Source organism: Vibrio chemaguriensis (genome assembly GCF_012275705.1).
Lineage (GTDB): Bacteria > Pseudomonadota > Gammaproteobacteria > Enterobacterales > Vibrionaceae > Vibrio > Vibrio diabolicus.
Window position 1 is genome coordinate 148027 of the sequence record NZ_SHOE01000011.1, and the last position, 12065, is coordinate 160091.

Consider the following 12065-nt stretch of genomic DNA (forward strand, 5'->3'; position numbering starts at 1 on the left):
CAAACAGGAATTACACCCGCATTTGTCTCAGCGCATGCATGCAATTGAACTTAGTTTTCGAATTCACTGTATTGTGAGATCATCGTTTTAAGCTGAACTGATCGCGTCTCGCCGATTCTATCCTTCCAGCTAGAGGTAATAGTGATAGTTTTCAGTGTTCCTGAAACCGTGGCAGCTGGAACTTCCCACTCGACGACATAAGATCCAGTAACAAAAGAGCCTGTTGCAATAGAAGCAAAATTTGCAGGTGTGATGGTAGACATCGCCGCAGAAGCACCACGCGTCCGGAACCATTCGAGCTGGTTTTCTGCTAGACGCAGTGCTTCAATACTTTTTATGGCATATTCGGATTCGCGTTCTAGATACACGTTTAGCTTCGTTAAACCTAGAGCCCCAACACCGATAAGCAGAAAAGAAATTAGAACTTCAAGAAGGTTAAAACCTTTTTGTTTAGAGATCATTCCAAGAGCCCTTCTTCCATCTAGGAATTGCATGCGCATTCCTTGAATTGTCTATCACATCTTTATTGTATCTAAAATCCAAAGAATCGAAGAAAACCGCTGCCTGATCTTCACTATCAAAATATTGACCACCAGATACCGTAAAAGAACCATGCTGATAATAAGAAGCTATTGTCCTGTATGAGTCTTCTACAACACTTGGCACATGATTTAGGTGAGCATTGGCTTCGAACCCAACCCAATCCGCTGTTGCCGGAGCATAATCATGATTGAAATGAAACAAGACCCCTTTAAACTTATTTGATGTAGCGCCGGAGCTCGGTGGTCCCATCACGGAGAAAAGACCATCATGAATGAGCACTGTTACGCCATTGGTCGATGATGTAGCATTCACCAAATCATTGTATTCCGATTGCTTGATTTCACAGCTCCCTTCAACCCATAAATGATGCTTCCCTGACTGAATTTCTGCTGTTAAAGCAGCACCACAATTAGGTATGCCACCAGCCACTGAGCCCGTCATAACATGAAATACACCATTATCTCGGACATCGTTATGCTCTTCAGCCTTTACTCCAAAGAAGGATTCAAATGGCTTTAAATCTGTATCTTGAGTAAAATCATCACCAGCACCAACCCCGCCAACACTAGATGAGAGATGACGGTTTGCCGTCGTGTTTGCACAATCTTTATTTGTAGGGTTGTTAAAATCGGCATAGGGAGACTCTCCATGAATTACGCCTTTATTATCAACTGAAGAGGAGTAAAAGCGCTTTTTATACCTTAACGCAATACACTCCCACCCATCGCTGCTCAATTCCCCTGGATCTGGAGTAGAAAACGTTGCACTAGAATGAAAATAAATGTCGGCACTAGACTGCATTGCACCATAGCTCAAGTTACCTCCCAAAATAATCTCCTTACTAATGCTTGTAAATCCAACATTAGAAGTAACCAAATACCCATTGGAAGTACTCGTAAAATTCGGAGCCGTCCAAAGCCCTGAGCCACAATCTGTTATTACTGCAGGTACAATATTACTAACTCTAAATTGCGCCCATGCACATTCAACACCTCCTTCAGCTAACCAATGTGCTTGTCGAGATTTTATTTCGTTTTGCGCAACTTTTATTTGAAAAAATACACCTTTGGATGATGCTAATGATGCAATTAAAGCAAGTAATAAAAGTATAGAAGTCACAAGCAAAGTGGTATAACCGGAATAGCTATATTTAGATGTCATTGCCAATTCCTTTGTTTGATAGAAAACTCCGCGACTTCACTAAAGACTCCATCAATCGTTTGCAAACCTAACTTAACGTTCGTGACCGAACTTACATTTCCTCCATTAGTCACTGTTTCTGAACTAACGGTGAATTGGGTGACTTGGAAAATATCATCATCAAATAGAGAACGACAAAAATCTATACCATCAAAAGATAATATTTGTGTTTGAGACACAACGCCTTTTTCACATATAAAAAACCGAGTATCTCTCTTCTCATACTTAATGTTTCGATAGTCTTCATTGGCAGCTGAGTCTTCTTTAAAATACACAAAACCAACAGAAGAGGCGCCGCTCAGCATTATGGTTCCTGTAGCTCCGGATAATTTGAGTGAACTACCGTTCCCACCATCATAACCTGCTCTTTGAATATCTTCTTTCATAACAGATAAAGTGATATTAAGACCTTGCAATAAATTTAGCTCTAAGCTTTTTTCTTTTGCTGTTTTTTGTAAACTCAAGAATATAGAGCCCACTACACTAAGAACAATTAACCCAATTAAAGAACTAATCATTAATTCAATTAAAGAGCTACCTCTTTGATAGCGTTTGTTAGCACTGATGGTAATCATATAACTTCGCTCCAGAATTACTACAAATCTTAATCCTCCCAGGAGGGTTTGAGAGCTTTGCTTGTAGTTTTATGTTTTGAGCATTGGTTGGGAAAAACTCTATATTTCCTCCTTGGGGCCGTCCACGGACCTCATCGAAGCTTATTTTTTGATTATCGTAACTGTGCTTCAAAGATAATTCAGAGTATGCGGAGCCGGAAAGGTTTAAGATTACTCCCCCTGAGCCGCTAGATGAGTCAGTTAACTGTAGAGACCATGCACCTTGACTGACAACAACGTTTTTAGCCATTGAGAAATGTATATATAACTTTTGATTTCTCATTACCGCCTCGGACTTACTTTGGCTTAGAAAACCAGCTAATTCAGTTGCCAATCGCTGCATTTGCACAGTTTGTGAAACACGGCTAAAGCTTGGAGCTGCAAACGCCAATATAATACTCAGCACAGCAACAGTAATAAGAAGCTCCAACAACGTAAACCCGCGAGGCATTTCCCAAATTCCTATGTAAACGGCAAAAGGGCCGTAATTCATCTTGCACAGATGCTATCACCTGCCAAAAATAGGCGGAAAAGTGAAAAGGAAACTACTCGTGATGATTCGAATTTCTCGCTGTAACAGCTACAAAAAAAGATTGGGAGGGATGACATTGATCGAATTACTGATAGCCGTAGTGATTGTTGGGATCATTGCGGCTGTCGCCTACCCTTCTTACACCAATCATGTGCTCAAGTCTCATAGGACGGTTGCCTTGAGCGATCTTAGTCGAATTCAGCTAGAGCTAGAGACATCTTATGATGGTGGGTACGACTGGAGTCATATTATCTCTGGAGGCACATGCACTCTATGTGATTCAGACACAGATAGATTTTCTTTCAATATTGCGAGCTCTGCAAGTACGGCCTATACCATTACAGCAACAGCAAAATCGGCTCTGGGACAAGACGACGACGAGTGCTTGACTGGCGCTAAAACGATTACTTTAACGTCAACAAATGTCGAAGAACCAAGTGATTGCTGGAATTAAAAAGAACACCGAGATGCAAAAAGGCCTGCATTTTAGCAGGCCTTTGTATTTGTGCTTTTCACTAACGTCTTAGCTGGTTAAATCATCAAAGAACTTTTTCACACCGTTGAAAAAGCCTTCTGATTTAGGCTTATGCTTTGTCGCCGCCTCACCACCACAAGACTCTTCAAACTCTTTGAGCAGTTCTTTTTGGCGTGAGCTTAGGTTTACTGGTGTTTCAACAACCAACTTAACAATCAAGTCACCGATACCGCCACCGCGAACGCCTTTCACTCCTTTACCACGCATGCGGAACATACGACCTGTTTGCGTTTCTGAAGGCACTTTTAGGCTTACGCGACCATCTAGAGTTGGCACTTCAACTTCACCACCTAGAGCCGCCATCGCAAAGCTTACAGGCACTTCACAGTATAGGTTGTTACCATCACGTTCGAAGATATGGTGCTCTTTCACGTGCACTTGTACATACAAGTCACCCGCTGGAGCTCCCATCTCTCCCGCTTCACCTTCGCCAGATAGACGAATACGGTCGCCAGTATCAACACCTGCAGGGATCTTAACGTTAAGTGTTTTGGTTTTCTGTTTACGGCCTTGACCATGACACTCATTACAAGGGTCTTTAATGATCTTGCCTTTACCGTGACAGGTTGGACAGGTTTGTTGCACTGCGAAGAAGCCTTGGCGCATTTGTACTTGACCATGACCATGACAGGTACCACATGTTTCAGCAGATGAGCCTTTCTTCGCGCCACTACCATCACAGGTATCACAGTGTACGAGTGTTGGTACTTCGATCTCTTTCGTTACACCACGAACCGCCTCTTCTAGCGTTAGTTCCATGTTGTAACGTAAGTCCGCACCACGTTGAGCACGGTGACCACCACCGCCACGACGACCACCACCAAAAATGTCGCCGAATACATCGCCAAAGATGTCGCCGAAATCAGCACCGCCGCCACCAAAGCCGCCGCCACCGAAACCACCGCCGCCTTGTTCAAAAGCAGCATGACCGTACTGGTCGTACGCCGCTTTCTTTTGAGGGTCGGTCAGAACTTCGTACGCTTCTTTTACTTCTTTAAACTTGTCCGCCGCAGACTCATCACCCTGGTTTCGGTCTGGGTGGAATTTCATCGCTAGACGCTTATACGCCTTTTTGATATCGCGCTCTGAGGCATCACGGCTTACGCCTAATACTTCGTAAAAATCACGTTTTGACATGTTCTTCGTCACCAGTTAATTACTACAAACGGCATCGATTCACCGCTTGGTGTTTGTATCGTTCTAGGTAAGTGCACTTATCCGCAACATACTTAACTAGAAAGACAGCGTTTACAAACAGACGGGCGTAAGAGTTGCCCCAAACGCCCGCACACGAAGTCTTATCGACCCCAGATGGCTTTGCAGCCATCTGGTTAAGAAATATTATTTCTTGTCGTCTTTAACTTCTTCGAACTCAGCATCTACAACGTCGTCTTCTTTAGACTGTGCATCGGCGTCAGCACCTTGTGCTTGCTGCGCTTGAGCTTGTTGTTGAGCGATTTCCATCAGTTTTTGAGAAGCTGTCATTAGTGCTTGAACTTTAGCATCGATAGCTTCTTTGTCTTCGCCTTTGCGCGCTGTTTCTAGCTCAGAAATTGCTGCTTCAATCTTCTCTTTCTCTTCTGCAGGTAGTGCTTCACCAGCTTCTTCTACTTGCTTACGAGTACCGTGAATCATTTGGTCAGCTTGGTTACGTGCAGTCGCTAGCTCTTCGAACTTTTTGTCCGCTTCTTTGTTAGCTTCTGCTTCTTGAACCATTTTCTCGATGTCTTCATCGCTCAGGCCGCCAGAAGCTTGGATAGTGATCTTCTGCTCTTTACCAGTCTGCTTGTCTTTCGCTGACACGTGTAGGATACCGTCCGCATCAAGGTCAAAAGTAACCTCGATTTGTGGCATACCACGTGGTGCAGGCTGGATGCCTTCTAGGTTGAATTGACCTAGAGACTTGTTGTACATCGCTTGCTTACGCTCACCTTGTAGAACGTGGATAGTAACCGCGCTCTGGTTGTCTTCCGCTGTAGAGAAAACTTGGTTCGCTTTAGTTGGGATAGTTGTGTTCTTCTCAACTAACTTAGTCATTACGCCACCCATTGTCTCGATACCTAGAGACAGTGGAGTTACGTCTAGTAGTAGTACGTCTTTAACGTCACCAGCAAGTACACCACCTTGAACTGCAGCACCCATTGCTACTGCTTCGTCAGGGTTTACGTCACGGCGCGCTTCTTTACCAAAGAACTCAGCAACTTTCGCTTGAACCATTGGCATACGAGTCTGACCACCAACTAGGATTACGTCAGTGATGTCGTTTACTGATAGATCAGCGTCAGCTAGAGCTACTTTTAGTGGCTCAAGAGAGCGTTGTACTAGGTCTTCAACTAGAGATTCTAGTTTTGCACGAGTCACTTTAATGTTCATGTGCTTAGGACCAGTTGCATCTGCAGTAACGTAAGGTAGGTTTACGTCAGTTTGAGAAGTAGAAGAAAGCTCGATTTTCGCTTTTTCTGCTGCTTCTTTAACACGCTGCATTGCTAGTGGATCGTTCTTAAGATCGATACCTTGCTCTTTCTTAAACTCGTCTACTAAGTAGTTGATTAGGCGGTTATCAAAGTCTTCACCACCAAGGTGAGTATCACCGTTAGTCGCTAGAACTTCGAATGTTTTCTCGCCTTCAACTTCATCGATTTCGATGATAGAGATATCGAATGTACCACCACCAAGGTCGTATACCGCGATAGTGCGATCGCCGCCTTTCTTATCAAGACCGTAAGCTAGCGCTGCTGCTGTTGGTTCGTTGATGATACGTTTAACTTCTAGACCTGCGATACGGCCAGCATCTTTTGTAGCTTGACGCTGAGCATCGTTAAAGTAAGCAGGTACTGTGATAACTGCGCCAGTTACTTCCTCACCAAGGAAATCTTCAGCAGTTTTCTTCATTTTCTTAAGAACTTCAGCAGAAACCTGAGGAGCCGCCATTTTTTGGCCTTTTGCTTCTACCCAAGCGTCACCGTTGTCAGCCTTAACAATTTTGTAAGGCATGATTTGGATGTCACGCTGAACTTCTTCGTCTTCAAAACGACGACCGATTAGACGCTTAATTGCAAATAGCGTGTTTTCTGGGTTAGTTACTGCTTGACGTTTCGCAGGTTGACCTACTAGCGTCTCACCGTCAGTGTAAGCAATAACCGATGCAGTAGTACGTTCGCCCTCTGCGTTTTCAATTACACGTGGTTTGTCGCCGTCTAATACAGCAACACATGAGTTAGTAGTACCTAAGTCAATACCAATGATTTTACCCATCTGGCTATCTCCGAATAAATTCTATTTTCGTTTGGTTATAACCCCAATGTGGGGGGAGGAGAATCGGGTTTCAACCCTTGCTCACAAACAAAAATAATCAATGTTTGCTTCTCTATGCCACATAGATAAGGGCGGCAAAATGCTTTTCAAGGGCAGAATTAAAAAAAAGCGTCTTTTTTCGAAATTTATGTGTTTCTTTCTGATTAGTTGGGAACTCGTCACACTGCTGTAGCGCAACAAAACACCATTTCTCAGGTAAATGTATTTATGCCCGACTCTTCCTAAACAAAAAAACGAGCTCATAAGAGCTCGTTTCAATATTAGGGTTAAAATAAATGATTCAAGGCATTAAGCGTTCGCTTGAGCAGGCTCAGCGTCAACGCCTTCTTCTTTACCAATCTCACCTTCTGTTTTTGCCACAATGGTGTTCACTGCCGTGTCGCCCACAACGTTTGAAGACGTACAGAACATGTCATTAATACGGTCAACCGCAGCAATAATTGCCAAGCCTTCAGGTGGTAAGCCTAGTTGGTGAAGCAAAACGCCTACCATTACCACGCCGCCTCCAGGAACGCCACCAGCACCAATAGATAATAGAAGAATAGTTAAACCAAGCGTGAAGATGTCTGCGGTGTTAATTGGCTGGCCAAAAGCGTTCGCAACAAACATCGTTGCTAGAGCAATATAGATAGACACACCAGACATGTTCATCGTTGCGCCCAGTGGTACACCGAAGCCAGCAACCGATTTAGAGACCTGAAGCTTTTCTGTCAGTGTTCGCATCGTTACCGGGATAGTCGCGTTTGAGCTCGCGGTAGATAAAGAGAACAGAATCTGCTCACGAGTTGCACGTAGGAAAGTCTTTGGAGAGGTCCCTGTCGCAAGACTTACTGCCATTGGATAGAAGAAGAAGATCCAGAACACCAACATCGCAACCACCAAGGCCACATAACCAGCCACGGACATCAATGTATTGGCGTTTAGTGTTGCACCCAATTGAATCATTAGCGCGAACACACCATATGGCGCAAGACTCATCACTAATCCAACCAGTTTCATCATGATTTCATTTGCCATTTTGAACGTGCGGATGGCAGGACCACCACGAGAATCCAAAGCTTGAATTGCAAGACCTGTCAGAATTGCCATGAAGATGATTTGCAGCATGTCGCCGTTAGCAAACGCTTGTACTGGGTTGCTAGGAACAATGTTAACAACTAGAGAGAAAATGTCCGGCGTTTCTGTCGTCGTCAGCTGTACGGCCTCAGATACCGTTCCTGCCAGATTAGCACCAGCTCCTGGCTGGAAAATCAAACCAACAGTCAAAGCCGCCGTAATCGCAATGATGGTGTTAAGAATGTAGAGGGTAAAAGTTTTTCCACCAAGACGACCAAATGCACTGATGTCTTTCAAGTCAACAATGCCGCATACGATTGAAACGTAAACTAAAGGAACAACAAGCAATTTGATCAGCGAGACAAACATGCCGCCAACGCCTTCTGCTGATCCAAGTAGGTATGTATCAAAAATCGCAATACCGCTAAATAAGTACTGAATTGCTGTTCCCAGCACAAGGCCGGCAAACAAGCCTATAAAAATCTTACTAGAAAGCGATTTATCCATTATAAATCTCCGATATGTTGTGTTTGCTATTTACATCTTTGTAGTTATATATGCTTACTTTTAAAGCATTAGTCGCAAATCATACACACCAAGGTTACAAAATAAAGTGATAATTTACATTTTTGTTAACGGAATTGTTTTAGAAAAAATGACTATATTTACATTCCTATGCAGCACAAACATTCACACAACGAATGATTACAATTACTTACAGCCCTCTTCGTTCATAAACACGCAGTGAGATGAGAAGAAATCTCCTATAGGAAAATAATTAACCAATAAGAAAAAATATGAAGGGGATCAAACTTCCATTTTATCGATATACAATGAAGCTCATTACAACAACTTACGTTTAAAACAAAAAAAGCGCCCATCAAAAAATGATGGGCGCTTTATATTTAAAAACAGGCAGTTAAGGTTATTTAGCAACCATTACCATTGCCGGACGAATCACACGGCCGTTTAGTTCGTAGCCTTTTTGCATAACAAACATAACTGTGTTTGATTCATGATCAGGGCTTTCCTGAATCGACATCGCTTGATGGAACTCTGGGTTAAATGCTTCACCTTCAGGGTTGATTGCTTTCAAGCCAAATTTCGCCACAACGTCGACAAACGTTTTGTGTGTTAACTCAACACCTTCTAGGAACGGCTTAACCGTTTCATTCTCTGTATCTGCCGCTTGAATTGCACGCTCTAGGTTATCAATAACAGGAAGCAACTCTTCGGCAAACTTGTTCAACGCAAACTTACGTGCTTTATCGATTTCTTGCTCGGTACGACGACGCATGTTTTCTACTTCAGCTTTAGAACGCAACACCGCATCTTGCTGCTCTTTTACTTTTGCCTCGCTAGACAGTAGTGCCGCTTCTAGTTGAGCAATCTTAGCGTCTGTCTCATCACCAATTTCTTCAAGCTCAGCTTCAACTTCTTGTGCTTCAGCTTCTACTTTTTCAGCCTCTTCGATGATTTGATCAAGCTCTTCTTCTGTAACTTTGTTTTCTTCGTTGCTCATGATATCTCCAGAATTCAACATAATGCCCTTAAAGCCATGCGCGTTTTTGCGGGCTTTAACCACATAAAAATTCGCATATTTAGGTGACTTGCCATTATTATGGGGATGAAGATTCCTGATTCAAGCCTCTTTAATGCGGAAATGCTATGAAAAATCCATGTAACGTGATCGCGATTATCGGAAAACCAAGAGATCAACAAGCAATTCAAACTCATAAAGAGTTGTACCAATGGCTGACCTCTGAAGGCTATAAAGTATTTATTGACGATCGCCTTGCCGCAATACTGGATGATATCCCGCAGAGTCAATTTGCCAGTTTAGTTGAACTAGGAAAAAATGCCGATCTAGCCATTGTGGTTGGTGGGGATGGCAACATGCTAGGCGCGGCAAGAATTTTATCCCGATTTGATGTACCAGTCATAGGGGTGAACCGTGGAAACCTGGGCTTCTTAACTGACTTAAACCCAGACGAGTTCCAAGCGTCCCTGCAAGCGGTACTCGACGGTGAGTATATTGAAGAAGAGCGCTTTCTCTTAGAAGCGGAAGTACACCGTCACGGGCAAATTAAAAGCCACAACGCTGCGCTAAATGAAGCTGTACTTCACCCAGGGCAAATTGCCCATATGATTGAATTTGAAGTGTACATCGATGAAAGCTTCGCCTTCTCTTTACGAGCCGATGGTTTGATTGTTTCCACACCAACGGGCTCGACTGCATATGCGCTTTCTGGCGGTGGTCCAATTCTTTCGCCTAGCTTGAATGCCATTTCACTCGTGCCAATGTTTCCTCATACCTTGTCGAGTCGACCTTTGGTGGTTGATGGAAAGCGTCGAATTAAATTGGTGGTGTCACCAGAGAACCGAGGAACACAAGAAGTTAGCTGTGATGGACAAGTGTCTCTCCCTGTTTCTCCAGGAGACGAAATCCACATCTATCAAAGTCCAAATGTGCTCAAACTCATCCATCCCAAAGACTACAGCTACTATCACGTTTTACGTAACAAGCTTGGTTGGTCTAGTAAATTGTTCTAACACTTGTTACTCAGGGAAATGACTTCAATAAAAAAGCCAGTAGCTTAATTGCCACTGGCTTTTGGCTTTCTTAGACAAGAAATAGACACAAAGTAGTGAGGCGACACGATATTTGCTGTCATTAAAGAGAAGTTTATAAATTTTGATCCTGTGGGCAAAGTTTACACAAAAGATAGAAAAGCAAATTCAATGATCTATGTCCGGTGATATTCTCACCATGAATAGAGTATTAACTCTATTTCATAAAATCAATAAAGGACATATTATGAAGAAAACCATCATTCTGTCTGTTCTCAGTACATTAGCACTTATTGGCTGCCAATCAGAGGAAACGCAAGTCAACAGTGTATCCAACGCAAAAGCGGAAGATATCACTAAGACGAAGCGTGCCCTCGCTCAACAATTGAGTGAGAACTATGCTGCCATTGAACCCATGTTGAGAAGAGATATTACTCCACAACAGACTAACGTCTCTGTATCAGCATTTGTTCAACAAAACCCCAACTCCGAGTTTAGCCGTCAGCTTGTACAAGCTGACACTCAAATTCGTAGCTGGAAAGGTATTTCTGAATACTCAGATCAGTTGCTGGAAGTTCGCTTGGCAAATGAAGCCATGATAACAGCATGGCAAAGTGGCGAGGTCGAGCCATTATTTGCATTTGAACCAAGTGGTGATGATGAGAATTGGCAATACATCGAAGCATTTGATGTGTATGGCAACATCCATCAACTCGATGTTTACCAACTCCCAGATGTACCTGTACTCGTTGTTGATAACAACAGCTCTGCAGAGCTAAAAGCAGGCTTGCAAGCTATGCAAGCTGAGATGAAAAAACTCGGCCAGCCAGCTTTAGTTCAGCGGTATTTTTCTGATGAACAGCGTCAAAATGCACCGCTATTGTCAAGTAGCGCTGTGGGCGAAGCGGCTCCAATTCAAACAACGCAGTTGAAAAAGATCCGTCTCGCCGATGACAAAGAACCTTGGATCTCTGGCAAGGCAGAAATCTACGCTATCGTAACGGGCGTCAATCCAAGTCGTGATGAACCGACTCTCGATTTAGTGGAGCTTCCATACTTAGACTACGATAACCAAGATTACTACCCGAATCAGATCATTATTCATTGGTCTCGTTACCGCTGGGGCGCTGCGGATATCGTGCTCATGGAACAAGATGATGGTACAGACTATAAACAGTTGGCAAAACTCCTTGTTCAAGTTGCCGAAGAAGTATTGAAAGCGATTCCAGATCCAGAAGTTCAGGCTTACGCGATTATTCCGCAAATCACGAATAAGATCATCGACACTATCCCTGACGGCGTCCTAACGAATGATGATGACTTCGTCGACGTTTACTACACACTAATGCAAGACACATCATACGTGGATCATCCAGGTGCTGGTGTGAATGCAGTAGTCACATTAGAGCCGCTCACGATTAACCCAACTCGTCCGTAACCTTTTCAATTTTAATGAGTCGTTGTAATCACTTCGGCTCATTTTTCCCACTTCATCACAAAAAAGCACCCCACACAGAAATTTTTTCTCACCTGTCTTTACTGTATAAAGAAACCTGTCTCTTATACACATCTGAAAAAAAAAAAAAACTCAACATCTGCACTGCAGCGCGAACTGGTTTAACAGCCACTGTATAACTCAGTTCAACCAACCTATCCAAAATATCTGGTTCTCACGTTAAACTACACGCCCCGTCGAGTA

Annotated in this window: 11 protein-coding genes; 3 read left to right on the top strand and 8 right to left on the bottom strand. The window is 43.2% G+C overall.

Annotation, left to right across the window (positions count from 1 at the left end; translation table 11 throughout):
* Window positions 1–50: 50 nt before the first annotated feature.
* Genes EX191_RS12595 through EX191_RS12610 form a run of 4 tightly spaced genes read right to left on the bottom strand, consistent with a single transcriptional unit; the run spans window position 51 to window position 2808 of the window.
* A complete protein-coding gene (locus EX191_RS12595) occupies window positions 51–461 on the bottom strand; it encodes a type IV pilus modification PilV family protein (RefSeq protein WP_193447847.1) in 411 nt (136 codons plus the stop codon).
* Window positions 451–1704, bottom strand: coding sequence for a hypothetical protein (locus tag EX191_RS12600; protein ID WP_193447848.1), 1254 nt, complete (start codon window positions 1702–1704; stop codon window positions 451–453). The genes EX191_RS12595 and EX191_RS12600 overlap by 11 nt, the downstream gene beginning before the upstream one ends.
* Window positions 1701–2318 carry a PilW family protein gene (locus EX191_RS12605; RefSeq protein WP_104974426.1) on the bottom strand — a complete coding sequence of 206 codons (618 nt, stop codon included), beginning with the start codon at window positions 2316–2318 and terminating at the stop codon, window positions 1701–1703. The genes EX191_RS12600 and EX191_RS12605 overlap by 4 nt, the downstream gene beginning before the upstream one ends.
* Window positions 2299–2808 carry a GspH/FimT family pseudopilin gene (locus EX191_RS12610; protein WP_047010169.1) on the bottom strand — a complete coding sequence of 170 codons (510 nt, stop codon included), beginning with the start codon at window positions 2806–2808 and terminating at the stop codon, window positions 2299–2301. Before EX191_RS12610 ends, EX191_RS12605 begins: the two co-directional genes overlap by 20 nt.
* A gap of 103 nt (window positions 2809–2911) precedes the next feature.
* Between EX191_RS12610 and EX191_RS12615 the strand changes: the two genes are divergently transcribed.
* Entirely contained in the window at window positions 2912–3343 is a 432-nt protein-coding gene (locus EX191_RS12615; RefSeq protein ID WP_054867884.1) for a type IV pilin protein, read from the top strand.
* Window positions 3344–3412: 69 nt separating this feature from the next.
* On the opposite strand, the gene dnaJ is transcribed toward EX191_RS12615, so the two are convergent.
* From dnaJ to grpE, 4 genes are all read right to left on the bottom strand, one after another.
* Window positions 3413–4561 carry a molecular chaperone DnaJ gene (dnaJ, locus tag EX191_RS12620; protein ID WP_005391453.1) on the bottom strand — a complete coding sequence of 383 codons (1149 nt, stop codon included), beginning with the start codon at window positions 4559–4561 and terminating at the stop codon, window positions 3413–3415.
* A gap of 204 nt (window positions 4562–4765) precedes the next feature.
* Window positions 4766–6679, bottom strand: coding sequence for a molecular chaperone DnaK (dnaK, locus tag EX191_RS12625; RefSeq protein WP_005391455.1), 1914 nt, complete (start codon window positions 6677–6679; stop codon window positions 4766–4768).
* A gap of 348 nt (window positions 6680–7027) precedes the next feature.
* Window positions 7028–8302: a dicarboxylate/amino acid:cation symporter gene (locus EX191_RS12630; RefSeq protein ID WP_193447849.1), complete on the bottom strand. Its 1275-nt coding sequence runs from the start codon at window positions 8300–8302 to the stop codon at window positions 7028–7030.
* Between the two features lie 418 nt (window positions 8303–8720).
* A complete protein-coding gene (gene grpE / locus EX191_RS12635) occupies window positions 8721–9317 on the bottom strand; it encodes a nucleotide exchange factor GrpE (RefSeq protein ID WP_012842091.1) in 597 nt (198 codons plus the stop codon).
* A 146-nt stretch (window positions 9318–9463) separates the two neighbouring features.
* Here grpE and nadK point away from each other — a divergent pair, with 146 nt between their 5' ends.
* Both nadK and EX191_RS12645 read left to right on the top strand, forming a co-directional pair.
* Window positions 9464–10348, top strand: a complete 885-nt coding sequence (nadK, locus tag EX191_RS12640; protein ID WP_193447850.1) for an NAD(+) kinase — start codon at window positions 9464–9466, stop codon at window positions 10346–10348.
* Window positions 10349–10613: 265 nt separating this feature from the next.
* Complete coding sequence (locus tag EX191_RS12645; RefSeq protein WP_193447851.1) at window positions 10614–11804, top strand: DUF3103 domain-containing protein; 1191 nt, start codon at window positions 10614–10616, stop codon at window positions 11802–11804.
* The last annotated feature ends 261 nt before the right edge of the window (window positions 11805–12065 follow it).